The sequence below is a fragment of the Polaribacter gangjinensis genome, from assembly GCF_038024125.1.
Taxonomy (GTDB): domain Bacteria; phylum Bacteroidota; class Bacteroidia; order Flavobacteriales; family Flavobacteriaceae; genus Polaribacter; species Polaribacter gangjinensis.
Genome location: NZ_CP150662.1, coordinates 334902 through 360897 on the forward strand (window position 1 = coordinate 334902; position 25996 = coordinate 360897).

21 protein-coding genes are annotated in these 25996 nt (G+C 31.8%); 10 read left to right on the forward strand and 11 right to left on the reverse strand.

All coding sequences use genetic code 11. The annotated features are described in order from the left end of the window. The first annotated feature begins 1 nt into the window (after position 1). The 4 genes from WHA43_RS01415 (at position 2) to WHA43_RS01430 (ending at position 5342) form a co-directional block, all read left to right on the forward strand. Positions 2-1528, forward strand: a complete 1527-nt coding sequence (locus WHA43_RS01415; protein WP_105045392.1) for a DGQHR domain-containing protein — start codon at positions 2-4, stop codon at positions 1526-1528. After that, a complete protein-coding gene (locus WHA43_RS01420; RefSeq protein WP_105045393.1) occupies positions 1521-2399 on the forward strand; it encodes a DNA-methyltransferase in 879 nt (292 codons plus the stop codon). Before WHA43_RS01415 ends, WHA43_RS01420 begins: the two co-directional genes overlap by 8 nt. A 148-nt stretch (positions 2400-2547) precedes the next feature. Then, entirely contained in the window at positions 2548-3006 is a 459-nt protein-coding gene (locus WHA43_RS01425) for a tungsten formylmethanofuran dehydrogenase (protein ID WP_105045394.1), read from the forward strand. A gap of 185 nt (positions 3007-3191) precedes the next feature. Then, positions 3192-5342, forward strand: a complete 2151-nt coding sequence (locus tag WHA43_RS01430) for a cation:proton antiporter (protein WP_105045395.1) — start codon at positions 3192-3194, stop codon at positions 5340-5342. A 30-nt stretch (positions 5343-5372) separates the two neighbouring features. Here the strand turns inward: WHA43_RS01430 and mnmE are convergent, their stop codons facing one another. From mnmE to WHA43_RS01445, 3 genes are all read right to left on the reverse strand, one after another. Next, positions 5373-6767 (reverse strand): tRNA uridine-5-carboxymethylaminomethyl(34) synthesis GTPase MnmE, encoded by a 1395-nt coding sequence (gene mnmE / locus WHA43_RS01435; RefSeq protein ID WP_105045396.1) that lies wholly within the window; start codon positions 6765-6767, stop codon positions 5373-5375. 81 nt (positions 6768-6848) lie between these two features. After that, positions 6849-7280 carry a DUF4268 domain-containing protein gene (locus tag WHA43_RS01440; protein WP_105045397.1) on the reverse strand — a complete coding sequence of 144 codons (432 nt, stop codon included), beginning with the start codon at positions 7278-7280 and terminating at the stop codon, positions 6849-6851. A 262-nt stretch (positions 7281-7542) separates the two neighbouring features. After that, complete coding sequence (locus tag WHA43_RS01445) at positions 7543-8124, reverse strand: tRNA-(ms[2]io[6]A)-hydroxylase (protein ID WP_105045398.1); 582 nt, start codon at positions 8122-8124, stop codon at positions 7543-7545. A gap of 141 nt (positions 8125-8265) precedes the next feature. Between WHA43_RS01445 and WHA43_RS01450 the strand changes: the two genes are divergently transcribed. Further along, positions 8266-10083, forward strand: coding sequence for a cation:proton antiporter (locus WHA43_RS01450; RefSeq protein WP_105045399.1), 1818 nt, complete (start codon positions 8266-8268; stop codon positions 10081-10083). 3 nt (positions 10084-10086) lie between these two features. Here the strand turns inward: WHA43_RS01450 and dnaX are convergent, their stop codons facing one another. Further along, on the reverse strand, positions 10087-11784 hold the full coding sequence (gene dnaX / locus WHA43_RS01455) for a DNA polymerase III subunit gamma/tau (protein ID WP_105045400.1): 1698 nt from the start codon (positions 11782-11784) through the stop codon (positions 10087-10089). Between the two features lie 185 nt (positions 11785-11969). Between dnaX and msrA the strand changes: the two genes are divergently transcribed. Beyond that, the gene (gene msrA / locus WHA43_RS01460) at positions 11970-12614 is read left to right on the forward strand and encodes a peptide-methionine (S)-S-oxide reductase MsrA (RefSeq protein WP_105045401.1); all 645 of its coding nucleotides are present in this window, start codon (positions 11970-11972) and stop codon (positions 12612-12614) included. 47 nt (positions 12615-12661) lie between these two features. Here msrA and WHA43_RS01465 read toward each other — a convergent pair whose 3' ends face one another. The 3 genes from WHA43_RS01465 to WHA43_RS01475 are packed head-to-tail and all read right to left on the reverse strand — an operon-like array spanning position 12662 to position 14986. Beyond that, positions 12662-13180, reverse strand: coding sequence for an OmpH family outer membrane protein (locus WHA43_RS01465; protein WP_211290293.1), 519 nt, complete (start codon positions 13178-13180; stop codon positions 12662-12664). 58 nt (positions 13181-13238) lie between these two features. After that, positions 13239-14162: a tRNA (adenosine(37)-N6)-dimethylallyltransferase MiaA gene (gene miaA / locus WHA43_RS01470; protein ID WP_105045402.1), complete on the reverse strand. Its 924-nt coding sequence runs from the start codon at positions 14160-14162 to the stop codon at positions 13239-13241. After that, complete coding sequence (locus WHA43_RS01475) at positions 14159-14986, reverse strand: ion transporter (RefSeq protein ID WP_105047243.1); 828 nt, start codon at positions 14984-14986, stop codon at positions 14159-14161. Before WHA43_RS01475 ends, miaA begins: the two co-directional genes overlap by 4 nt. Before the next feature lie 193 nt (positions 14987-15179). Here WHA43_RS01475 and WHA43_RS01480 point away from each other — a divergent pair, with 193 nt between their 5' ends. The 4 genes from WHA43_RS01480 (at position 15180) to WHA43_RS01495 (ending at position 20075) form a co-directional block, all read left to right on the forward strand. Continuing rightward, positions 15180-15830, forward strand: coding sequence for a DUF4331 family protein (locus WHA43_RS01480; RefSeq protein WP_105047244.1), 651 nt, complete (start codon positions 15180-15182; stop codon positions 15828-15830). Between the two features lie 28 nt (positions 15831-15858). After that, on the forward strand, positions 15859-16413 hold the full coding sequence (locus WHA43_RS01485; RefSeq protein ID WP_105045403.1) for a DUF4331 family protein: 555 nt from the start codon (positions 15859-15861) through the stop codon (positions 16411-16413). A 134-nt stretch (positions 16414-16547) separates the two neighbouring features. Continuing rightward, on the forward strand, positions 16548-17837 hold the full coding sequence (locus WHA43_RS01490; RefSeq protein ID WP_105047245.1) for a tetratricopeptide repeat protein: 1290 nt from the start codon (positions 16548-16550) through the stop codon (positions 17835-17837). A 9-nt stretch (positions 17838-17846) separates the two neighbouring features. Next, a complete protein-coding gene (locus WHA43_RS01495; protein WP_105045404.1) occupies positions 17847-20075 on the forward strand; it encodes a TonB-dependent receptor in 2229 nt (742 codons plus the stop codon). A gap of 121 nt (positions 20076-20196) precedes the next feature. On the opposite strand, the gene ribB is transcribed toward WHA43_RS01495, so the two are convergent. From ribB to WHA43_RS01515, 4 genes are all read right to left on the reverse strand, one after another. After that, a complete protein-coding gene (gene ribB / locus WHA43_RS01500; RefSeq protein WP_105045405.1) occupies positions 20197-21345 on the reverse strand; it encodes a 3,4-dihydroxy-2-butanone-4-phosphate synthase in 1149 nt (382 codons plus the stop codon). Further along, the gene (locus WHA43_RS01505; protein ID WP_105045406.1) at positions 21345-22790 is read right to left on the reverse strand and encodes an LptF/LptG family permease; all 1446 of its coding nucleotides are present in this window, start codon (positions 22788-22790) and stop codon (positions 21345-21347) included. The genes ribB and WHA43_RS01505 overlap by 1 nt, the downstream gene beginning before the upstream one ends. A 62-nt stretch (positions 22791-22852) precedes the next feature. Continuing rightward, the gene (locus WHA43_RS01510; RefSeq protein WP_105047246.1) at positions 22853-23518 is read right to left on the reverse strand and encodes a LolA family protein; all 666 of its coding nucleotides are present in this window, start codon (positions 23516-23518) and stop codon (positions 22853-22855) included. Then, positions 23511-25970 (reverse strand): FtsK/SpoIIIE family DNA translocase, encoded by a 2460-nt coding sequence (locus WHA43_RS01515; protein WP_105045407.1) that lies wholly within the window; start codon positions 25968-25970, stop codon positions 23511-23513. Before WHA43_RS01515 ends, WHA43_RS01510 begins: the two co-directional genes overlap by 8 nt. Positions 25971-25996: the final 26 nt, after the last annotated feature.

Below are 25996 nucleotides of genomic sequence, written 5' to 3' on the forward strand. Positions count from 1 at the left end.
TATGATAAAAGATGAATTAATAAACAAATGCACAACTGAGAGTGAAAAAGAAACAGCTCTTTTTTTTGATAGACTTGGGCTTAAATGTGTTGATTTAGGATTTAAAATCTATGATAGCAAGAATAATGTAACTGGCGAAATTGATGGTATTTTTCTTGATGAAGAAAACGAAGTTATTCTAATCTATGATGAAAGCAAACAGCAAAAAAAATCAAATGATAAAATAACAAAGTTTTTTACCAAATGGTCAAATCAAAATAATGAAGCTAAAATTTTTGAAACACTCCCAAACCTGGCATTTTATCCAATTCATATTTTATACATTAATAAAGTTCAAAACAGAGACGAAACAGATCTTTCATCAATAGAATATTTATTAAAATCTAATACCTCAATTTTACACAAGGATGACTTTGAATACTTTTTGCATTTATCTGAAAACATTGGTAAATGGACAAAAAACGACCTATACAATTTAATTGATGTTTTCCCTCCTCAACAAAGGATTGAGATTGATGCCACGCAAATTTATATTGGAAACACCCCTGCTTACATCTTTGCGGATAGACCTGATAAAATTTTAAAATATTCCTATGTTTCTAGAAGAAGAGATCAAGATGAAGGTTACCAGAGAATGGTAGATATTAAAAGAGTTAAAGAAATTAAAACAAATCTAGAAGAGGGTAAAATCGAAGGATTTCCAAATTCAGTTCTTTTAAATAGTACTATAAAATTGAACCCAGAACCATACACAAAGAGTCAATGTCCTAAGCAAGTGAAAATTTCAATACCAAATCATTATTCATCTTGTCGCATTGTTGATGGGCAACATAGAATATTATCTTTTTCTCTATTAGATAATATCACCCAAACAAAATTTAGTCTGCCAATAGTTTTAATTGATAATATGTCAATTAGTGATGAAATAAAAATGTTTTTGGATATTAATAACAATGCTAAAAGTGTTGATACAAATTTAGAATATGAATTAATCTCAAAACTAAACTGGGAAAATACATCGAAAAACAGTCTGATAAAAACAGCTGTGAGAGTTGTTAAAGAATTAGAAAAGAAAAATCCATTAAAAGGAAATATTTATAGAGGGATTGTTGGAGATACAAAAAAAGAGAAGATTACACTTCTTTCGATAGTAAATTCAATGATTAAAAACAAGTTTATCGATTATAGTGGAGGTCTTTTCCAAATTGAAGCCAACCAAAATGACACAAAAACACCTGCAAGTTTTATTCAAACATCACTTGTTGAAATAAATAAATCTTCTAAACAAAAAGATTATTTTTTTTCTAACAGAGGAATTGAATTAACCTTTAATTATCTAGCAGAAATTATAGATTATGAAGAATCTGAAAAAGAAAAACTTGAAGAAGTAATCAAGTTAAAAACGGTTGAATTAATTTCAATTGTAGATGATAAAAATGAGGAGTTAAGAAAATTTCAAGGAGCTCAAGGAAATAAAGAAGCTCTTGATCTTGTTTTAAAGCATTTAGAAAAGAAAGTTGATGCTTAAACCTTACTTCAAATCTGACGATAAAAACTTCTATCTCTTAAAAGGAGATACTATGGCTCTTTTACCTCAATTTGAACACAAGTTCGATATGGTTTTTGCTGACCCACCATATTTTTTATCCAACAATGGGATTTCTATTCAAAACGGAAAAATAGTAAGTGTAAACAAAGGAAAGTGGGATAAATCGGAAGGTTTTGATTTTGTTAATAATTTTAATCGTAAATGGTTATCTCTTACTAGAGATAAAATGAAAGATGATGCTACCATTTGGATTAGTGGCACTTATCATAATATTTTTAGCATTGGTCAGATTTTACAAGAACTTGATTTTAAAATTTTGAATGTGATTACTTGGGAAAAAACAAATCCTCCTCCCAATCTTTCTTGTAGATATTTTACACACTCTTCTGAGATAATAATATGGGCAAGAAAAAAAGTTAAAGTACCTCATTATTATAATTATGAGTTAATGAAACAACTCAATGGAGATAAGCAAATGAAAGATGTTTGGAAATTACCAGCAATTGCGCCTTGGGAAAAAAGCTGTACAAAACATCCAACTCAAAAACCATTGTCAGTTCTAACTCGTTTGATTTTAGCTTCTACTAAACCAAACGCTTGGATTTTAGATCCATTTACAGGTAGCTCAACAACAGGAATTGCAGCAAATTTAGCAAACAGGCGATTTTTAGGAATTGACCAAGAAGAAGAATTTTTGACAATTAGCAAAAACAGAAAACTTGAAATTGAAAATCCAAAGACAGCAGCTATTTACAGACAAAAAATTGGTGGCTTTAACGACAAAAAAGAACTTGAATTATTTCTTTTTGAAGAACCAAAAATTGAATATGAAAATGAATTAATCTTCTAATATTAATATTTGAAAACGCAAACCCTGATTTCGTGGATTTCCAATCCGCACTTTCAACCTTTCAATTCAAATCTCAAAAAACTTTCAAAACGAATTTCCAAAGTAGCACTGAATGTAAATTTTAATCATTTAGAAAAATAGTAAGCCCATGAAAAAATTAGAATTCAAAGTACAAATAAACGCCTCTTCAAAAAAAGTGTATGAAACCATGTTGGGTTTAGTCCATAAAACTACTTATGAAAATTGGACTGCGGAATTCAATCCTACGTCAACATATGAGGGCTCTTGGAATAAAGGAGATAAAATTTGCTTTGTAGGAACAGATGAAAATGGAAAACGTGGTGGAATGGTATCAGAAATAGCTGAAAACATTCCTTTTACAGTTGTTTCAATAAGGCACAATGGTATACTTGATGGTGAAACTGAAATTACATCAGGAGTACAAGTTGAAAGTTGGAGTGGAGGTTTAGAAAATTACTTTTTCGAAGAAATTGATGGAGTTACCTCTCTAAAAGTTAAAGTTGATGCAGACGAAAATTACGTTGACTATATTTCAGAAACATGGCCAAAAGCATTACAGAAATTGAAAGAAATTACTGAGAATTGAATATCTATTTTATAATTCGTAAACAAACTTGCTACTAAAGCCTTGTATTAAAAAATGATTTTTTAAGCTTTACCAAAAGTTGCTATATTATCAAAAAATATACTACGCTTATCAATTTAAATATTTTTCTAAATCAAAAAATAATGTACATTTATACGCATATTTAGCCCTTAAAGGATACAATAATGACAGATTTCTTTCAACATTTAATGCACGAATTTGATTTGCCATTGAAAAATCCGGTGCTAGTTTTTTCATTGATACTTTTTATCATTTTATTATCGCCAATTTTATTAAGAAAGCTGAATATTCCTGGAATTATTGGCTTGATTATTTCGGGAGTGGTAATAGGTCCTTTTGGATTGAATATCCTTGAAAAAAACGCAGCAATTGAGTTATTTTCAACCATTGGATTGTTGTACATCATGTTTATTGCGGGTTTGGAGTTAGACATGAATCAGTTTAAATCCAATAAAAACAAAAGTTTATTATTCGGATTTTTCACCTTCTTTTTTCCATTATCTATTGGATTTCCAGTGTGTTATTACTTTTTAAAGTTAGATTTTAACGCAAGTTTATTGACAGCAAGTATGTTTGCTACTCACACACTTGTTGCCTATCCAATTGTGAGTAAATTAGGAATTTCGAAAAATGAAGCAGTTGCCATTACAGTAGGAGGAACCATTTTAACAGATACAGCTGTATTGATTATTTTAGCAGTAATTGTAGGAAATAGTCAAGGAAATATTTCTGCTGATTTTTGGATTCGATTGATCATTTCATTATCTATTTTTTCAGCAATTATGTTTTTGATCATCCCAAGAATTGCAAAATGGTTTTTTCAAAAACTAGAAAGTGAAAAGCATTCTCATTATATTTTTGTTTTATCAATCGTTTTTTTAGCCGCGTTTTTGGCTGAGGTTGCAGGAGTAGAACCTATCATTGGTGCGTTTGTGGCAGGTTTAGCATTGAATAAACTGATTCCGCATTCTTCAGCATTGATGAATCGAATTGAATTTATTGGGAATTCTTTGTTCATTCCTTTTTTTCTGATTAGTGTTGGAATGTTGGTAGATATTAGGGTCATTCTTAGTGGCCCAACTGCCTTGATTGTAGCAGGCACACTCTCATTAGTGGCATTGTTTGGAAAATGGTTTGCCGCTTTTTTTTCACAATTGGTTTTTAAATATTCAAGTGCACAAAGACAATTGATTTTTGGGTTGAGTAGTGCACACGCAGCAGCTACTTTAGCCGTTATTTTAGTGGGTTACAAAGCCGAAATATTGGATGAAAATATTTTAAACGGAACCATAGTTTTGATTTTAATTACCTGTATTGTAGCTACTTTTGCCACAGAAAAAGCAGCTAAAAAAGTCATTATTGAATCTGATGACGATCAAACAGAATTGTTGAAAACCAATTATTATAACAACGAACATATTTTATTGCCCATTGCTAATGTGGATAGTATTGAAAAATTAGTAGAGTTTTCAATTTTTATAAAGAATAAAAAATCCCCAAATCCAGTATCAATTCTTTCAGTTGTTAGCAATAATGATGAAGCAGAGGTAAATATTATTAAAGCTAGAAACAAGCTCGAAGAATTCGTAAAACAGGGTTCAGCTTCTGAAACGAGAGTATCTGTAATTACTACGATTGATCACAATCCTGCAAGTGGAATTGCGAGAATTTCTAGAGAAATTATGGCGAATATTATTGTGTTAGGATGGCCTAAAAGTGCAGGATTTATTGATAAAATTATTGGTGAAAAGGTGGATACTATTTTAAATAATACCGATAAAACAACATTTATTTGTCATTTAGAAAAGCCATTGGTATTGCACAAAAGAATTATCATTGCAGCACCACCTTTAACAGAATTTGAAAATGGTTTTGAGCATTGGCTTACAAAAATGGCAAAATTAGCCCAAGAATTAAGTATTCCAATCGTATTGTATTGTGTTGATGAAACCAAAATTTCGGTTCAAAAAGTTTTTAAAAAATCGAAATTATCAGCGGCAATAACGTTTATTCATTTTGATGATTGGGATGATTTTTTGATATTGTCAAGAAACATCAAAGAAAATGATTTTTTTGTGTTGGTTTCTGCACGAAAAGGTGCTACTTCATACCTACCTAGTTTAGAGAATCTGCCAACAAAACTCGAAAAACATTTTTCAGACAACAGTGTATTGCTTGTTTACCCACAACAATTTTACCAAAATGTCGGAAGTGATCATTATGAAGATATCAATACAGCTTCCCTCAATATTGGGATTGAAAAAATTCAGAAAATAAAGAAAAATATTGGGGCTATTTTCAAGAAAGAGGAATAGGAAACTAGTAAATACATAGAATTCGTTCGATTATTTGCCAATACAAAAATTCGAGAAAATATGACCTAAAATATCTTTATCAACGTCATATTCTCCTGTAATAGTGCCTAAATGACGCAAACATTCACGAATATCAATCGAAAATAAATCAGTAGAAATTTCCATATCTATTCCGATTTGAACAGAAATGATGGCTTGTAACGCATTGTTTAAGGCTTCAAAATGGCGAGAATTCGTTACAATAGTTTCGTTATTACTCAACGCACCCAAATTTACTAAGGAGGTCAATTCTTTTTTCAAAGCTTCAATTCCTGTGTTGTTTTTTGCAGAAATTAACATCACACCTTCAATTTCTGATTGTAGTAAAGCAATTTCTTCATTAGTTAGGGTGTCTATTTTATTGGCAATAAACAACACTTTTTTATGTTGAAAACGATTTTTGATAGCCTCAATTTCAACTTTAAATTTTGAATCTTGAACCTTAAACTTTTCAGAGTTTATAAGAGATATAATCAGTTGCGCATTCTCCGCTTTTTCGTAGGCTTTTTTAATTCCAATACTTTCAACAAAATCGGTAGTTTCACGAATTCCTGCGGTGTCAATAAATCGAAAAGCCACACCATCAATGATGATTTCATCTTCTATAGCATCCCTTGTAGTTCCTGCAATTTCAGAAACTATGGCTTTTTCCTCATTCAAAAGGGTATTTAATAAGGTCGATTTTCCAACATTGGGTTCACCAATAATGGCCACAGGAATGCCGTTTTTTAAGGCATTTCCTACTGAAAATGAATCAATCAAACGCTTTAAAACCAGCGTAATTTTAGCAACCAATTCTTTGAATTTTGTGCGATCTGCAAATTCTACATCTTCTCCAGAAAAATCGAGTTCTAGTTCAATCAATGCTGCAAAATCGAGCAATTTGGTACGTAAATCTTTCAACTCATTGGTGATTCCACCACGCATTTGTTGCATCGCCATTTGATGACTTGCAGCAGAATTAGAGGCAATAACATCGGCAACAGCTTCTGCTTGCGACAAATCCATTTTACCGTTTAAAAATGCACGTAAGGTAAATTCACCAGCATCAGCCAATCTGCACCCATTTTTTAGAAATAATTGAATAATTTCTTGCTGTATAAAAGTGGAACCATGACATGAAATTTCCACTACATTTTCACCAGTATATGAATTTGGATTCTTAAAAATGGACACCAAAACTTCGTCTATAACATGTTCTTTATCAGTAATATATCCTAAGTGAATGCTATGTGACTTTTGATTTTTAAGTGATTTGTTTTTTCGAACGGAAGTAAAAAATTGGTCTGCAATATCAATTGCTTTTTCTCCCGAAAGTCGAATTACAGCTATTGCACCAATTCCTGATGGTGTTGCCAAAGCAATAATGGTGTCATTTTGAATCATGTTGCAAAAATAAGGAAAGATTTTTTAGATTGTTAGGTTATTGGATTACTAGATTTTAAAATGGATTTTAAGAATAAAAAACTATACATTTTTAATAACCTCTTCGTATTCGTAAAAGAAAGCTTCAAGAATAGCCATTTTTTCTACAAAGAATTCATAACAAGCTCTCCAGGTATTTTTGTTATGAATGTTGAATTTTTCTTCAAACGGCACATAAATTCGATGGATGATTTTGCCGTTTTCCAATTCGTAAGCATGATCATAAATTACTTCAGGTAGTTCAGTTTCTAGCAATGTTTTTAAAGAGAGCAATTGATCATAATACAGCAGATTCATCAATTCATCAGTATGTTCTAAATCCAAACAAATCATAGCTTGTTTTTTATCAGCTACAAATTTGAGGGCAACTCCTTTAATTTTTGTATTGTATAACAACCATTTTCTGGGAAAAGATTTTCCAAAACTTGTCCAAAATTCCTTTCGTAAAAGTGCTGCTTCTTCCTTTGAAAACATTTATATCAAGCTAAAGAAATCAAAATTGAAACAATAATTGCTAAAATGTAGTAGAAGTAATGGGTAAATTTTAAGATTTCTTTTTTATTTTCTTGTAAAAAACTCATTGACATAAGTTCATTTTCTTCATTTATGTTTGAATGAATAAACATATTTACAAATCGTATCAATATAAAATGATTCCAAATGATTGTAATTAAAAAAATGAGCGATATGTTAATAATTGTTATCAAAACAAATCTTTATTAGCAAAGATACAAAATTAACCGTGAATTTTAGCAGTTGTTCCTCTAACTTTCATCATTTCAGCTTCATACTTTAGTAAAGCATGCCATTTTTTATCAACAATTTCGCGATCTTGGTATTCGCGTGCAAATTGTAAAAAAGTAGTGTAATGATTTGCTTCTGAAATCATTAGGTTTTTATAAAACTTTTTCAATTCATCATCTTCCATGTTTTCAGAAAAAACTTTGAAACGTTCGCAACTGCGAGCTTCAATCAATGCAGCAACCAATAAACGCTGAATCAAAGCATCTGTTCTATCTTTTGTTTTTGGAAAAAATTTTTGCAACTGTACAGCATAATCATTCTTTTGTTCTCTGCCCAAAACCATGCCTCTTTTCACCATTAATAAATGCACCATTTTAAAATGTTGCATTTCTTCAATAGCAATATTGCTCATTTCTTTCACAAGTTCAGTTTCTTCGGAATAATTAATGATGATAGAAACGGCATTGGATGCTGCTTTTTGTTCTAAAAAAGCATGATCTGTAAGTATTTGTTCTAAATTATCTTTGGCAATATCTGCCCAAGAAGTGGTAGTTTCGAATTGCAAACCTAACATAATGAGTATTTTTACATAAATGCTGCAAATTTAGGTTGATTCTAAAAATTTTGATTGATTTTCATTGAATTTTTGAAAAAAATATCATCTTTTAATTTTTATCAGTCACAAACATTCTTATTTTTACCGTTTTACAGATATATGTTAGAATTAGCAGGAATCATCATTTTAGGAATATTGGCGCAATGGGTTGCATGGAAATTTAAAATCCCAGCAATTCTTCCATTAATTTTAATTGGATTATTAGTTGGACCCATAGCTGCAGCGTATATTACTGAGGATGGTTCTAAATGGATTGAGCCCATTTGGAATGGTGAAAAAGGTTTATTTCCTGGAGATTATTTATACAATTTTGTGTCATTAGCCATCAGTATTATTTTATTTGAAGGAGGTTTGACATTGAAAAGAGATGAAATTAAAAACGTTGGACCTGTCATCAGTAAATTAATCACTTTAGGCGCTGCAATTACTTTTTTTGGTGCTGGAATTGTAGCGCATAAAATTTTTAACTTAAGTTGGGAACTTTCATTTTTATTTTCAGGATTGATTATTGTTACAGGTCCTACAGTAATTACACCAATTTTAAGAAATATTCCGTTAAAAAAAGATATTTCAACTGTTTTAAAATGGGAGGGAATTTTGATAGATCCAATTGGAGCTTTAGTAGCGGTTTTAGTTTTTGAATTTATCACTGTGGGTGGTGAAAGTGGTTTTACGAAGACAGCATTTATTGAGTTTGGAAAAATTTTGTTATTCGGAACAACTTTTGGTTTTACGTTTGCACATGCGTTGGCGTATGTAATCAATAAAAAAATGATTCCTCATTATTTATTGAATGTTGCCTCGTTGTCAACAGTACTTTTAGTGTTTGTAGAATCAGAACTTTTTGCACACGAATCTGGTTTATTGGCTGTGGTTGTAATGGGAATGGTTTTAGGAAATGGCAAATTGAAAAACATCAAAGAATTGCTCTATTTCAAAGAATCTTTGAGTGTTTTATTGATATCAATTTTATTCATTTTACTAGCGGCAAATATGAATATTGAAGAGTTAATGCTTTTATATTCATGGAAAACATTGGCTTTATTTGCAATTGTTGTTTTTGTAATTCGTCCTTTGGCTGTTTTTGCAAGTACCATCAATTCAAAGTTAAAATTCAATGAAAAAATCTTTATAAGTTGGGTAGGACCAAGAGGAATTGTGGCAGCAGGAATTGCCTCTTTATTCGGAAGTAAATTGTTGAAACAAGGTGTAGAAGGTGCAGAATACATTACACCTTTGGTTTTTATGATTGTTCTTGGAACCGTACTTTTAAATGCAACAACTGCTCGTTTTTTTGCGAGAATTGTGGGCGTTTTTCTAAAAAAATCAGATGGAATTTTAATTGTTGGCGCTTCAAATCCTGCAAGATTGATAGCAAGTTATTTGCGAGATAAAGGAAAAAGAATTGTTATTATTGACGCTAACAAACAATTTATTGAGCAAGCTTTGGAAGACAATTTAGAAGCATTGAATGTAAATATTTATGATGATGAATTGACAGATAATATCGAGTTGAATGATGTGGGATATTTAATTGCATTAACTGCAAATGATACTGTAAACAAACAAGCTTTAGAAAACTTTTCTGAAATTTTTGGTGAACATGGTTCCTTTAAAATTGCCTCATCAACTGAAATTAATGAAGCTTCTGCCGAAGAAAAACTCCATTTTTTTACACCAAAAGACGATTATATCAATTTAAGTGAAGCTTACAGAGAAAATCCAGTAATTCATCAAGTAAAAATTGCTGATGAAAAACAATACAAAGAGGTATTGAATATGTTATATAATGAAGAAAAATCTATTCCGTTGTTTATTGAAAAAGGAACAGGATTGTATTTAATTACGGAATATGAGAGAGATCAAATGCCTAAAAAAGAATTGATTTTGTCATACCTAGGTAAAAAAATCGTTTAAATCTTATAAATCCAATTCAAAAGTTTCGCGCAATTTCTCAATCAAAGGATTTTTTTCTTTCATTTTATTGAACTTTTCTTGAGGTGTGTAAGCAAACTTTTTTGAAATCGTTTCATCTAAAATTACAGTAATATCAATGCCGTAATTATTGAGTTTTTCTCTCAAAAAGTGCAATAAATTAGGTCTTCCTTTTAAAAATTGATCTTGCATCAACGAATTGGAAACAGTGCATGAAATTTGAAAATTTTCCCCCAAAGTTGGCTTTCCTAAGTTTAGAATAGCAGCCATGCTTTGTTCGCCCTTTTTCTCTAAAAGCATTGCATATTCTTTCCAATACAATTCTAATTGTTTTAGTGTAAAAACTGTTTTAGGATAGTCATCATAATTTTCTTCAACTACTGATTTTTCAACTTCTTTGGGTTGAAATACACTTTTTAAAGATAGCGAAGATTCTCTTTTTTGAAACTTTTCTAAAAGGGGTTTTTTAGTTTCAACAACAGTTTCTGTGATTGTTTTTTCAACAATTACAGGACTTTCAAGTGGCTTTTTGGGAGTTTCTCTAACAACTTCTTTTTTAGCAGGCATCAATGCTTGAAAAAAAGTAGCTGGAATTATGAAGTTAGCTGGTTTTTTTTTTTCTCCATCAAAAGTGATAGAGGCAATTTGCATTAAGGTCAATTCCACCAGCAATCGTTGATTTTTACTCGTTTTGTAATTCAAATCGCAATTATTGGCTTTGTCGATAGCTTCCATCAAAAATGAAATGCTTGCTTTGGTGGCTTGTGCCAAATATTTTTGTTTGGCAGTATCACCAACTTCCAACAAATCAATGGTAATTTTATCTTTAGCAACTAATAAATCTCTAAAATGACTTGCCAAACCATTGATAAAATGATGTCCTTCAAATCCTTTTGATAAAATAATATTAAAAGCATTCAACACTTCAGGAATGTTGTTTGCTAACAACAAATCTGTCATTGAGAAATACGTATCGTAATCCAGTACATTTAAGTTTTCAGCAACTGCTTCACGTGTTAAATTTTTTCCTGAAAAACTGACAACTCTATCAAAAATAGACAAAGCATCACGCATAGCGCCATCTGCTTTTTGAGCAATTATGTGTAACGCATCATCATCAGCAGTAATTCCTTCGTTTTCACAAATGGTTTTCAAGTAGTTTTTGGCATCTAAAACACTAATTCTTTTAAAATCAAAAATTTGACAACGAGATAAAATCGTAGGAATGATTTTATGTTTTTCGGTAGTTGCTAAAATAAAAATGGCGTGTGCAGGTGGCTCTTCTAAGGTTTTTAAAAAAGCATTGAAAGCCGATTGTGAGAGCATGTGCACCTCATCAATAATATATACTTTGTATTTTCCTGTTTGTGGCGGAATGCGAACTTGATCGGTTAAACTGCGAATGTCATCAACAGAGTTGTTGGATGCAGCATCCAATTCAAAAATATTGAAAGCAAAATCCTCGTCTTCAGAAATTGATGTTCCTTGCAGGTTGATTTTTTTAGCTAAAATTCGAGCACAAGAAGTTTTTCCAACTCCTCTTGGTCCTGTAAAAAGTAGGGCTTGTGCTAAGTGATTGCTTTTAATAGCGTTTTCTAGCGTATTCGTAATTGCTTGTTGCCCAACAACATCCTCAAAATTTTGAGGGCGATATTTGCGCGCAGAAACAATAAAAGGCTCCATATTTTTTAATTGGTCAACAAAAATACATATCTAAGCTGTGTTTTACAAGATGGATTCTTAACAAATTATGAAAGTTGTAAACAAATTGTAAATAGTTTAATTTTGATACGACTTAGCTAGAGTTGCAGAGCTGCAAAGTTTCAAAGTTCCAGAGATTATATTATCTAAAATAAAAATAACACATAATGAAAATTTTATTTACAACGACAGTATTCCTATTAATGTCTTGTTTAGGAGTTGCTAAAAACGAGCAAAATCGGTCAAAAGAAATGTACAAACCATCACAAGAAACTAAAGTTGCTTATTTTGCAAGTGGTTGTTTTTGGTGTGTAGAAGCCATTTTCGAGAGTGTAAAAGGAGTAGAGGAGGCAGTTTCTGGATATGCAGGGGGTCATACTAAAAATCCTACCTACGAATCAACAGGAAGAGGAGATACAGGTCATGCAGAAACAGTGGCTGTGTACTACAATCCGAAATTGGTATCGTTTGAAACCTTGGTAAAAGTGTATTATGGATCTCATGATCCAACCACTGTAAATGGGCAACATCCTGATTATGGGAGCCAATATCGTTCTATTGCATTTTATACCAATGAACAAGAAAAAGCGATTATCAATAATATGATTGCAACCTTGAATAAAGAGGTTTATAATGGAAAAGTAGCTACCGAGGTTCAAAAATTTAACAAGTTTTACAAAGCTGAAGAATACCATCAAGATTTTGAAAAACGCAATCCGAATCAACCTTATGTGAAAGCAGTTTCCATACCGAGATTGAATCGTTTTAAAAAGAAATTTCCGGAATTGTTAAAGGAAAAAGAAAAATTCTAATAAAAAAAAACCTCACAAATCGTGAGGTTTTTTTTTATTAGAAGATATTATTCTTTTACTTCAGGTTCTTTTAAGCCCAATTTTTTCATTACTAATTTAGTAATGTCAAATTTTTCATCCATATAGGCAAATTGATTTCCTTGCACTGTTAAGATTTGAGTATATCCATTTTCTTTAGCAACCAAATCTATGGCATCATTCAGTTTTTTATACAAAGGACGCATCAATTCGTTTTGTTTTAATTGCATCAATTTTGAGCCATTTTCTTGGTATTTTTGAATGTCTTGCTCCATGGTTTGGATTTCTGTAATCAATGTTTTTTTCATCAATTCGCCATATTCTTTTTCATTTTTTTTGTAATCATCCACTTTTGCTTGATATTCTTGCATTTTTATAGAAAAAGACGAGTCTAATTTTTGACCATATTCTTGTGCCATTTTTACCACAATTTTGGCTTCAGGCATTAAATTAATGATATATTCATTATCAATAGTACCTAATTTGGTTTGAGCAAAAGCGACACTTGCCATTAAAAGAGCTCCTAATAAAACTAATTTTGATTTCATGATTGTTATTTTGATTCGCAAAGATATAAAAGTGAGTGAACTACAAAAGCGTTCTTCGTTAAAAAGTAGCCAATCTTTCAGAAATTGCCTTTATAATTAGCTGGGAATTCGTTTTATAATCAAACCACAAAATTCGGTCATCTTTTCGAAACCACGTTAATTGTCGTTTCGCAAATCTGCGCGTATTTTTTTTTATTTCTTCAATGGCAAAATCTAAGGTAATTTTTCCATCAAAATAATCAAACAACTCTCTGTAACCAACTGTTTGTAGTGCGTTTAGATTTTTGTAAGGATATAATTTTTTAGCTTCTTCTAGCAATCCTTTTTGCATCATATGATCAACTCGTTGATTTATTCTGCTGTAAATTTCACTTCTTTCTGCAGTTAAACCAATCAGAATTGTATTGAAATCTCTTGCTTGTTTTTGTTTGTTTTTAAATGAAGAATATGGTTTTTGAGTGCCCAAACAAATTTCTAAAGCTCTCATAATTCTGTGAGGATTGTCTATTGCAATGGTTTCAAAGCTTTCTATATCAAGCGTTTTGAGTTGTGATTGCAAATAGGCAATGCCTTTTTCTTGGAGCTCTTGTTTGAGTTTTTCACGAATTGACGCATCAACCTCTGGAAAATCATCCAAACCATTTAACACAGCATTCACATACAATCCACTGCCACCAACCATTATTTGAATCGGATTTTTTGAAAAAAGGAACTCCAACGTTTTTAAACTATCTCTTTCAAATTGACCTACATTGTAATCCTCAAAAATGGATATATTTTGGATGAAATGATGTGTTGCAGCAGTCAACTCTTCAGGTTCAGGAACTGCTGTGCCAATGGTCATTTCTTTGTAAAATTGGCGCGAATCACAAGAGATAATATCACAATTGAAATGATTTGCCAATTCAATACTCAAGGCAGTTTTACCAATGGCTGTTGGGCCAACAATAGTGATAAGTGTTTTTGTTTGTTGAGAATTCATGAATGTAATTTACTGCCGCAATTATAGCAATGTTTAGCGTTTTCTTTGTGATGTTCAATGGCACAATTTGGACAAACTTCGGTATTATTTTCAATTTCTTGATTGTTTTTTGTCATTTCTGAACTTACAATTCCAGTTGGAATTGCAATGATGGCATATCCTAAAATCATAATAATACTTGCTATGAATTGTCCAAAAGGAGTTTGTGGAGTAATATCACCAAAACCAACAGTAGTTAACGTTACAATTGCCCAATAAATACTTTTTGGAATATTGGTAAAGCCATTTTCTTGACCTTCAATGATATACATGATAGTTCCTAAAATGGTACAAAGTATAATGACAAAAAATAAAAATACAGCAATTTTTGTTTTGCTTGCTTTTAGTGCAATAATCAGTCTGTTTGATGCACCAACATAACGTGTTAATTTTAAAATCCTAAAGACTCGTAATAAACGCAAAGCTCTCAATGCAATCAAATTATGTGAGCCTACAATGATAAAAGACAGGTATTTTGGAATTGTAGAAAGCAAATCAATAATTCCATAAAAGCTGAATATATAGGAGAGTGGTTTTTTAATAGAAATGACACGCAAAATATATTCGATGGTAAATAAAATGGTAATAATCCATTCTGAGATATTTAAAATGGTATAATATTTTTCATTGATAGATTTTACACTTTCTAACATCACCAATAATACACTTGCAAGAATAAAGATGAGTAGGATAACATCAAAAAGTTTTCCTTCTTTGGTTTCTGCTTCATAAATTATTCCATGAAGTCTCGTTTTCCAGTCTTTTTTTGGCTCAGTTTCTTTCAAAATGCATTCAAATTGGTATTGCAATACTACAAATATTTTGTGAGACTGAATTTTTTTCTATTGATTTTCTCTTTATTTATAAGGGTTTGTAAAAAAAAAAATAAAAAAAATCAACTTTTTTAAAACCGTAACTTTAATTCTCTCGTAAGTATGTGTGAGAAACAAATTAAAACAAACATTAAAAACTCACACAATGAAAAAAACAAAAATTTTAGCAGTAACCATTTTCACGGCGATTATTGGTTTAGTAGCAATTGCAGCAGATCACATTGATGCTCCTGCAACACAAGGAACAAGCGCAGACATTACAGATTTCTACGCTTTTCAAGGTGAAGACACCAACAATTTAGTATTTGTTGCTAACATTCAAGGATTGTTAAGTCCTACAGCAACAGCAAGTGCATCATTTGATGAAAATGTAATGATTGAATTCAACATTGATACCAATGATGATAAAATCGAAGATTTGGTAATTCAGGCAATTCCAAGAGATGGTAAAATGTATTTCTTTGGACCTTCAGCACCAGCTTCACCAGGATTAAACAGTTTTGTAAATGTAATGGCAACAAAATCAGAAGTAGCAATTACTCCTTATGGTTCAAATGCTATTATTGCAAACCAAAATGGAATGAAATTTTTTGCAGGACCTAGAGATGATCCTTTCTTTATGGATTTTGCTCAATATGGAGCAATATTGGCAGGCAATGCAACAGGTTTCAACAATCCAGGAGCAGATACATTTGCAGGATCTAATGTGTTATCAATCGTAGTGGAAGTTCCAAAAAGTAGTATTGGAGGCTCAGGAAGTATCAATACTTGGGTTGAAGCAAAAACAAAACAATAATTAAATCAAAACTTTAAAAAACAAAATCATGAAATTACCAATTTTAAAATACATAGCAATCGCAACTTTTGCATTTTTCGTAATCAGTTGCAACAATAATGACGATAATATGTCTGAAATGGACAATCAATTTGCAGGAGTTTATGTGCAAAAAGATCAAATGGGAAGACCAGCAGTCAATACGGTTTTTGTGTCATCAGCAAGTAAAAATACTTTTAACACAACTGTGCCTTCTCAACAAGGAGCTGCATTCCAATCTATGTTTCAAACAAATTTAATGGGATTGAGTCCGGCTTTTGCAAATGCAGGTGACAAAAATGCCTTAGGATTGGATGCAGCATCTTTTACAGGATTGTTAGCTACAGATGTATTAAACGTTTCTTTAGATGGAACAACAACATTTTTTGACGGAACAAATGTATTAACAGGAAGAGCTTTGGCAGATGACGTAATTACTGTTGAATTATTGTTGATTTTTGGAGGAGAAGATTTTTCTGAAAACCCAACTTTGTCAAATGATAATGTTGATGCAAATGACAAACCATTTTTAACATCTTTCCCTTATTTGGCTAGTCCTTGGTAAAAAATAATTTTCACCCCTAAATTTTAAAACCCCTAGTTCCCCCTAAAAGTACAAAACCCCTTATAAACTGGCGTATAGACCCCTACATGTACGCCAGTTATTTTAAAAACAATAACCCAAAACCAACCCAACTCATGAAAACAATCTCATATATCATAGTACTATTTTTGATAATAGTGAGCTGTTCAAAACAAACAAAACAGCAAATTACCAATCCAAAAGACTATGCTAATTATTTAAAAGTTACTGAAAATGTTTCGCTAAAAAATGCCCAAGAAGAATTAGAATTTTGGTCAGCAAAACTTTCAACAACTCCCAATCAATATCCTTATTTACAAAAAATTGCAGCTGCAAACACTCAGTTGTTTTCCATCACAGGAAATATTGAGTATTTAAAAGAAGCTGAAAATAATCTTTTACAAGCAAACGAAAAAACCAATTATGACAATGCTGGTTATTTGCGCAGTTTGGCAAGAAATTATGTTTCACAACACCGTTTCAAAGAGGCGTTAAGCTTATTATTGAAAGCAGAACAAAATGGTGAAAATCGTCAATTGACAGAATTTCAACTGATTGATGTGTATTTAGAATTGGGAAACATCAAAAAAGCAGAAGAATATTTATCCAACGTAAAAGACTTTAATAGTTTCGAATATTTAATCCGAATTTCAAAATTTAGTGATGCCATTGGAAACTTAGACAGTGCCATCAATTATTTAGAAAAAGCCTTGAAAAAGATTGAAAACTCTAACAAATCTGACTTGTTAGAATGGACATACACTAATTTGGGCGATTATTATGGTCATGCTGGTAGATTGCAAGATTCATATCAGTCGTATTTAAAAGCCTTAGCAATAAATCCAACCAATAGTTATGCAAAAAAAGGAATCGCTTGGATTATTTTTTCACATGAAAAAAATCCGGCAAAATCCTTGGATATTTTAGCAGCTATAGAACAAGAAACCATGGCACCTGATCTTCATTTACTAAAAGCGGAAATCGCAGAATATTCGGGGAATTTTGCAGAAAAAGAACAACAAATCAAACAGTATTTTACAGCAGTAAATAATGAAAAATACGGTGCCATGTATGCAAAATACAATGTTGTATTATTAGCAGATGATAAAACTAAGGTAAAAGAAGCTATAGAAATTGCAAAAAAAGAAGTATTAGAGCGTCCAACAGCACAATCTTATGACTTACTGGCATGGGCTTATTTTAAAAATGGTGATGTTAAAAAAGCGTTAAGTATCACAGAAAAACAGGTTATTCCCCATACTTTTGAACCAGAATTATTATTTCATGCAGTACAAATTTTAAAAGCAAACAACAAAAATAAAGAAGCTGATTTATTAGTAGCTGATTTAAAAGAAAGTAGCTTTGAATTAGGCCCAAATACTGCTAAAATATTAACCAAACTATAATCAAACAAAATGAAAAAAAGAATTTTAATTTTTGCCTTATTTATAAGCACATTTTCGGCAATTGCGCAACAACTCAAAGGACGTGTTTTAGATGTGATGAATCAACCTATTGAAAATGCGTATGTTTTCAATTCAAACACGAATTCACATACGCATACTGACAGCAATGGAAATTTTATTTTAGACAAAACAGTTACTGGAAATCAATTAGAAATTGGCATTTTAGGCTTTAAAAAAGCTGTCATTACTATTACTGCAACTCAATTGCAAGAAGGGATCAACATCAAATTAGAAACCAATATTTTTCAGTTGGATGAATTTATTATCGGAAAAGAAAAAGATGCTTTAAAAACCATTGCTCGAGTTGATTTGCAATTGAATCCTGTAAATAATTCTCAAGAAATTTTACGTAAAGTTCCTGGATTATTCATCGGTCAACACGCAGGAGGTGGAAAAGCAGAACAGATTTTTTTGCGTGGTTTTGATATTGATCATGGAACAGATATCACGCTCTCTGTAGACGGAATGCCTATCAATATGGTTTCACACGCTCATGGTCAAGGATATAGTGATTTGCATTTTATCATCCCAGAAACGATTCAAAAAATCGATTTTGGTAAAGGACCTTATTATGCCAATCAAGGTGATTTTAATACTGCTGGATATGTAAGTTTTGATACTAAAAATAGCCTTCCAACAAATACAGTTTCACTTGGATATGGAGATTTCAACTCTTTTAGAACCTTAGGAATGTTCAATTTACTGAATCACAACAGCAAAGATGATGCTTATGTTGCAGTGGAATATATAGAAACAGATGGCCCTTTTGAGTCGCCACAAAATTTCAATAGATTGAACTTATTTGCCAAATACAATACCTATTTGAATGGTTCAGACAAGTTGACTTTTACCACTTCGCATTTTACAAGCAGATGGGATGCATCAGGACAAATTCCGCAAAGAGCTGTTGATAATGGCATGATTTCGCGATTTGGAGCGATTGATGATACTGAAGGAGGTACAACTTCTCGTTCAAATATCAATGTACAATTGCAAAAAACGTTGACTGACAATTCGTTTATGAAAGCAAATGCTTTTTATAGCAATTACAATTTCGAATTGTTTTCCAACTTTACATTTTTTCTAGAAAATCCTGTGGATGGTGATCAAATCAAACAATTTGAAGAGCGTGACATTTTCGGAATGAACGTGCAGTTTACCGATATTTTAGACAATGGAAAAACAGAAACTACCATCAATAAAGGAATTGGTTTTCGATTTGATAATAGCAACGCAAATCAATTGGCAAGTACTAAAAACAGAACGGAAATCTTGCAAAACGTTCAGTTAGGAGATATTCAACAAACCAACGCCTATGTATTTTACAATGCCACTTTTGAGTTAGGAAAATTTAAAATTGCACCCGCTTTGCGTTTTGATTATTTTAAGTTTTTATACAATGATGCATTGAGTTCGAATTACGAAACCTTGTCAAATACAAAATCAATCGTAAATCCAAAATTGAACTTTTTTTATACACCAAATGATAATATTCAGTGGTTTTTAAAATCAGGAATTGGTTTTCACTCCAATGATGCGAGAGTCGTTTTACAACAAGATGCGGATAAAATTTTACCAAGAGCTTATGGTTTAGATTTCGGAAATATATGGAAACCAACAAAAAATTTGGTCATCAATACTGCAGCTTGGTATTTATTTTCAGAAGAAGAATTTGTATATGTTGGTGATGCAGGAATTGTAGAACCCTCAGGAAAATCAGAACGTTTTGGATTGGATTTAGGTTTGCGTTATCAATTGACAGACAATTTATTTTTCACTTCAGATGCAACTGTAACTAGAGCTAGAAGTTTAGAAGCCATTTCAGGAGAAGACTTTATTCCGTTAGCACCTAATTTTACGTTGGCTGGTGGACTTTCTATGACAAAAATGGGAAATTTTTCAGGAAGTTTCAATTACCGTTATTTGGGTGATAGACCAGCAAATGAAGACAATAGCATTGTAGCAAAAGGCTATTTTGTAAGTGATATCAACATTAATTACCATGTAAAAAATACCACTTTTGGCTTTGCCATAGAAAATCTTTTCAATGTAGCTTGGAACGAAACACAGTTTGCTACAGAATCAAGATTACAAAACGAAGTCAACTCAGTAGAAGAAATTCATTTTACACCAGGAACACCATTTTTTGCAAAACTATCTGTAGTTTATCAATTTTAACATATAAAAAATAATCATTGTTTGATTAGTTTTGGTTGGGTGAAACGTCTGTTACAATCTTGTAACAGGCGTTTCTGTTTTATATGTTTTAAAGTAGGAGAGAGGTAGGTTTTTAAAAAAATTATTCAAATCCTACATACTCAACAATTTCTAGACCATAGCCAATCATACCCACTCTTTTGGTTTGTGGAGAATTGGAAATTAATTTTAGTTTGCTGATGTTTAAATCGTGTAATATTTGTGCACCAATTCCAAAATCTCTTTGATCCATAGCAATTGCAGGTGCTTTTAGTTCGCCTTTCGCTTGATTTTCTTTAACGATTCCCAATCTTTTTAATAAGTTTGATGATTGGTTTTGTTGATTGATAAATAAAATAGCGCCTTTTTCAGCATCATTGATAACCTGAAACATTTTGTCTAGTTTTTTATCAGCATCATTGGTAAGTGTCCCTAAAATATCATTATTTACTAGGGTTGAATTGATTCTCGTCAAAACAGCTTCATCAGATTTCCAAGAACCTTTGGTCAGTGCCAAATGAACTTGTTGGTTAGTGGTTTGTTCGTAAGCTCTCAAACGAAAAGTGCCAAAACGAGTTTTAAATTCAAAATCTTCTTTCTTTTCTATCAAAGAATCATGTTCCATTCTGTAAGCAACCAAATCTTCAATTGAAACAATTTTGATGTCGAACTTTTTAGCCACTTCAAGCAACTGTGGTAATCGTGCCATTGTACCATCTTCATTCATGATTTCTACGATAACTCCTGCTGGTTGCAAGCCTGCCAAACGTGCAAAATCAATTGCAGCTTCTGTATGACCGGTTCTTCTTAAAACCCCACCTTCTTTGGCTCGTAATGGAAAAATATGTCCAGGTCTTGCCAAATCAAAAGGTTTGGTATCTTTATCTATCAACGCTTTAATTGTCAACGCTCTGTCAGATGCAGAAATTCCGGTAGTAACTCCTTTTCCACGCAAATCAACAGAAATGGTAAATGCAGTTTCCATTGGATCTGTATTGTTGCTTACCATCATGCCCAATTCCAATTCTTTGCAACGATTTTCAGTTAAAGGAGCACAAATCAATCCTCTACCATAAGTCGCCATAAAGTTGATCATTTCTGGAGTTACTTTTTCTGCAGCGGCTAAAAAGTCTCCTTCATTTTCACGATTTTCATCATCAACCACAATAATTACTTTTCCATCTCTGATGTCATTGATTGCTTCTTCAATGCTGTGTAATTGGCTCGTTTTTGTGCTATATTTTGGTGTCATTATTGCTTTTTTGAAGGGATATATTTTTTAAAAAATCCTGTAATGGGTTGTAAAAAAGTGTCAATATTAAAAATACCTTTGTCTTTGGTAGCTCTGTTTGTAAGTAAAATTGCAATCGGAATCATGATGATTGCAGAAATCCACGATCCTAAAAATGCGGTAATCGAACTGTTTTCTGCCAATCCTTTTCCGAAAGTATTTGAAAAGTGATAGGTTACATAAACAGCTATGGCTAGAATCATAGGCATTCCAAAACCTCCTTTTCGTACAATTGACCCTAAAGGAGCACCTATAAAAAACAAAATCACACAAGATAAAGACAAAGCGACTCTGTTATAATATTCAGTTTCGTATAGATTTAAAACTTTTCTTTTGAATTTTAAAATCTCTGTATTGTTGGTAATTGTACTCAACAATCTATTTGTTTTGGCAACAGCGGCATTCAAAATCACAATTTTTTCGGTCAATTCAAAATTGTCTAAAGTTTGTTTCGCTAATTTGTTATTTTGAAGAGAATCAGGGATTTGTATCAATTCTTTAGCATCTGTAGAGGCAAAAATATTATTCGCTCTTAGTTGCATATCTTCATCATAGGTATATTTTAATTTAGGAACGGTATCTTTCAATTCTTCTAAACGAAACATCATAGGACTTCCAGTGTTGTTGATAGAATCTAACTTTCCATCATCTAAAATATCACCCACATCAATATTAAATTCATACTCTTTAAAAGTGGCGCTTGAAGCAGCCATTTTACTTCTTTTGGCAGGAGTTCTTGCAGATTTTACATGCTCTTCGTAAAAGTTTCCATTGTTTAAAACCAACGTTATGTATCTGCTACCTTCTTTAGAAAGCACTTTTCCTTTTTCGGCTGTAATTACTTTTTGATTTCCTCTGCCACCTCTTAAGTCATAAATCAAAACGTTTTTTAACAAATTTTCTTCTGCTCCATATTTTTCATCGAATTTTATTTGATATCCAGGAATATCTGCATTAAAACTACCAGGAATTAAAGACATGGCAGGTTTTTTCATTTTGATGTTAAGGTATAAATTTGCTTGTTTTAACTTTGCATACGGAAATACGTTGTTCAAAAAAAAGAAATTGGCAATGCTTAATAAAATAGCCAAAATTGCTATAGGTCTTACCAAACGTTGTAATGAAACTCCAGCCGATTTTGCAGCAGCAAATTCATAGTTTTCTCCCAAATTCCCCATTGCCATGATCGAAGAGAGAAGCACTCCAATTGGCAAAGCTTGAGGAATAATCATTAAAGTTGTGTAGTATAAAAACTTTAGGATAAAGCCAATACTAACGCCTTTACCTGCAATGTTTTCAAAAGCTTGCCACAGCAATTGCATAACCAAAACAAAAAGCACGATGAGAAATGTCGCTATAAAAGGAACTAAGAAACTTTTAAGGATGTATCTGTCTAAAATTTTCATCGAGCACAAAAATAGTTTCTTTCTTGGTAGAATGCTATTAATTAACTGTTAATTGAAAACAACTAATCAATAGTATATTTTTTAGCTAAGTATTTTTGTTTGTCAAAGGTAAAAAATGAATCGCTCAATACTTCATTACTTTTAAATTTAGTGATGGTAAAGGTTGTTTTAGATCCATTTGAACCTGTTTGGATAAGATTGTAAATATGCTTCGTTTTCGCGTCAATACCCAATTCAACTTTTACAATTTCTGATGAGCTATCAATTGGAAAAAGACTAACAAATTGAATGTTTCTTCCATTGATATTTTGCAATTTACCCATTTTAAATTGGTAACCTTCTTTGTAAAATGTAAATAATTTTGAGGGATAAATGAATCCGTCATCAGCATCTAAATCTCCTTTGGTGATGGCGATTTCTTTTTCATCGTGATTGATTACATGTAGTTTTTTACCATCATATAAAAAAGTGTTTCCCAAGTATTCTAATTGATATTTTTCTCCAGATATTACAATTTCTCCTCTAATTGGTGGTTCATCACCATATTTTATACCTGCATCTTCATTTACCAACGTTTGGCTAAAATCGATAAACATGTTTTTGTAGGCTGACATTTTCGTTGAAACCTCATCTAACAATGCTTTTGCTTCTTTTGAATTTTGAGAAAATACAACATTACCTGTCAATAAAAAGACGCAAAGCATCCCCATTTTAATCATACTATTCATTTCTTTCATTTTCTAATAATTGTTCTAAGCTTGTAAAGTCAGAGATCAATACTTGTCTGGCTTTGCTACCTTCAAAAGGACCCACAATACCAGCAGCTTCTAATTGATCTATTAATCTTCCAGCTCTATTGTATCCTAATTTTAATTTTCTTTGTAAAAGTGAGGCTGAGCCTTGTTGAGCAGTAATGATAATTTCTGCTGCTTCTCTAAATAATTTATCTCTGTCTTCGATATTATTATCAAGAGTTGTGCCACCTTCTTCACCAATAAATTCTGGCAGTTGATAGGCTTGCGCATACGCTTTTTGTGACCCAATATAATCTGTTATCTTTTCAACTTCGGGTGTGTCAACAAAAGCACACTGAATTCGAATCAATTCATTTCCAGCAGAATACAACATGTCTCCACGTCCAATTAACTGATCAGCACCTGGTGCATCTAAAATGGTTCTTGAATCAATTTTAGAGGTAACTCTAAACGCAATTCTCGATGGAAAGTTGGCTTTGATGATCCCTGTAATTACGTTTACAGAGGGTCTTTGCGTAGCAACAATTAAATGAATTCCGATAGCTCTAGCTAATTGAGCCAAACGTGCAATGGGCGTTTCAACCTCTTTTCCTGCAGTCATGATCAAATCAGCAAACTCATCAATTACCAATACTATATAAGGTAAAAATTGATGACCTTCATTCGGATTCAATTTACGTTTTTTAAACTTTTCATTGTATTCTTTGATGTTGCGCACCATGGCAGCTTTCAACAAATCATAACGATTGTCCATCTCAATACACAATGAATTTAACGTATTGATAACCTTGTGAGTATCCGTAATAATTGCTTCTTCAGTGTCTGGTAATTTTGCCAAATAATGACGCTCAATTTTATTGAATAAAGTAAGTTCTACTTTTTTAGGATCAACCAAAACAAATTTTACTTCTGCAGGATGTTTTTTATACAAAAGCGATGTCAATACAGCATTCAATCCAACTGATTTTCCTTGTCCAGTAGCACCTGCCATCAACAAGTGAGGCATTTTTGCCAAATCAACTACAAAAGTTTCATTAGAAATTGTTTTTCCTAAGGCAATTGGCAATTCCATCTGAGATTCTTGGAATTTTTTGGATGAAATCGCAGAATGCATAGAAACTACTGTTGGTCTTTTATTAGGAACTTCAATACCAATAGTTCCTTTTCCTGGAATTGGCGCAATGATACGAATGCCTAAAGCAGCTAATGAAAGGGCAATATCATCTTCTAAATTTTTAATTTTTGAAATTCGGATTCCTGCATCAGGTACAATTTCATATAGGGTAATGGTTGGCCCAACTGTTGCTTTAATTTCGGAAATTCCAATTCCGTAATTTTTAAGCGTTTCAACAATGTTATTCTTGTTGGCTTCCAATTCATCAGGATCAATTGAAATACTTTCGTTGTATTGTCTGAGTAAATTGAAGGTTGGAAAACGAAAGTTTGACAATTCTAATGTTGGATCAAATTCACCAAAGTCTTTTAAAAGTTTGTCTGATAAATTTTCAACTTCATGTTCTTCTTCTTCAACTTTTTCTATATCAATTGCAACATCATTGGAAATTAAGGAAGGTTCAATGTTTACATCATCTTCAGTTTCATCTTCATCTAAAGTTACAGGAATATCAGCAACATGCTTTTTTGAGAAATCTGAAAAACTAGAAATAGTTGGTTTTAGATTTTCTAAAGGTCTTTCAAAAGTGGATTTCTCTTTGTTATCAAAAATAATGGTATTGGAAACAGGAGCTTCTTCTTTGATTGGCTCTTGCAAAGACGCTTCAAAAGCTTGCTTTTCAAGTGCAGCCTCTTTTTGAAGTCTGCGCTCTTCGCGTTTTATTTTTAAATTTTCTATATAATCATCAAATGTAACTTTATATCGTACAATTAAATAGCTGATAAATAAGAAAATAAGGGCGATAATTAAACCTGTTTTTCCAATAAACGTTTGTAAATATTCATTGATTTCAACTCCTACAACTCCAGATAAAATGGCAAAATCATCTGGTAAAAAACCCAAAGTAACTGAAATCCAAATCATGGAAATCAATCCCCAATTCCAAGAAATAATCACTTTAGAAAATGGTTTTTTTAACAGAATTGCATATCCTGTGTACAATAATTTATAGGTGATGATAAACGCAGCAATTCCAAAACCTTTGTAAATAAAAAAATGGCTCAGGTTTGCGCCAACCTTTCCTAACAGGTTTTTGGCAATAACTTCTCTATTGAAAAATTGTTGTAAAGTACTTTGGTCTTCTTGCCAATTAAAAAAGAAAGAAATAAATGAAGAAATTAAAAAAACAGCAAATAAGATAAAAAAAATAGCAAGCATGGTAGTTGTTTGCCTTGATTTTAAAAATGCAAATACTGATTTTTTTTCAGTATTTGCTACTGTTTTTTGTGTATTCGTTTTTTCTTTAGCCATTGAAAGTTAATCTAATAAATAAGATA

Coding starts and splice junctions, on each gene's coding strand:
- WHA43_RS01445 (WP_105045398.1), bottom strand. CDS start 8,124: ATGTTAGGTTTGCAATTCGAAACTACCACTTCTTGGGCAGATATTGCC.
- WHA43_RS01485 (WP_105045403.1), top strand. CDS start 15,859: ATGAAATTACCAATTTTAAAATACATAGCAATCGCAACTTTTGCATTT.
- WHA43_RS01510 (WP_105047246.1), bottom strand. CDS start 23,518: ATGAATAGTATGATTAAAATGGGGATGCTTTGCGTCTTTTTATTGACA.
- WHA43_RS01505 (WP_105045406.1), bottom strand. CDS start 22,790: ATGAAAATTTTAGACAGATACATCCTTAAAAGTTTCTTAGTTCCTTTT.
- WHA43_RS01450 (WP_105045399.1), top strand. CDS start 8,266: ATGTTAGAATTAGCAGGAATCATCATTTTAGGAATATTGGCGCAATGG.
- WHA43_RS01480 (WP_105047244.1), top strand. CDS start 15,180: ATGAAAAAAACAAAAATTTTAGCAGTAACCATTTTCACGGCGATTATT.
- WHA43_RS01515 (WP_105045407.1), bottom strand. CDS start 25,970: ATGGCTAAAGAAAAAACGAATACACAAAAAACAGTAGCAAATACTGAA.
- miaA (WP_105045402.1), bottom strand. CDS start 14,162: ATGAATTCTCAACAAACAAAAACACTTATCACTATTGTTGGCCCAACA.
- ribB (WP_105045405.1), bottom strand. CDS start 21,345: ATGACACCAAAATATAGCACAAAAACGAGCCAATTACACAGCATTGAA.
- WHA43_RS01415 (WP_105045392.1), top strand. CDS start 2: ATGATAAAAGATGAATTAATAAACAAATGCACAACTGAGAGTGAAAAA.
- WHA43_RS01440 (WP_105045397.1), bottom strand. CDS start 7,280: ATGTTTTCAAAGGAAGAAGCAGCACTTTTACGAAAGGAATTTTGGACA.
- WHA43_RS01425 (WP_105045394.1), top strand. CDS start 2,548: ATGAAAAAATTAGAATTCAAAGTACAAATAAACGCCTCTTCAAAAAAA.
- WHA43_RS01465 (WP_211290293.1), bottom strand. CDS start 13,180: ATGAAATCAAAATTAGTTTTATTAGGAGCTCTTTTAATGGCAAGTGTC.
- mnmE (WP_105045396.1), bottom strand. CDS start 6,767: ATGATTCAAAATGACACCATTATTGCTTTGGCAACACCATCAGGAATT.
- WHA43_RS01420 (WP_105045393.1), top strand. CDS start 1,521: ATGCTTAAACCTTACTTCAAATCTGACGATAAAAACTTCTATCTCTTA.
- dnaX (WP_105045400.1), bottom strand. CDS start 11,784: ATGGAGCCTTTTATTGTTTCTGCGCGCAAATATCGCCCTCAAAATTTT.
- WHA43_RS01490 (WP_105047245.1), top strand. CDS start 16,548: ATGAAAACAATCTCATATATCATAGTACTATTTTTGATAATAGTGAGC.
- WHA43_RS01495 (WP_105045404.1), top strand. CDS start 17,847: ATGAAAAAAAGAATTTTAATTTTTGCCTTATTTATAAGCACATTTTCG.
- WHA43_RS01430 (WP_105045395.1), top strand. CDS start 3,192: ATGACAGATTTCTTTCAACATTTAATGCACGAATTTGATTTGCCATTG.
- msrA (WP_105045401.1), top strand. CDS start 11,970: ATGAAAATTTTATTTACAACGACAGTATTCCTATTAATGTCTTGTTTA.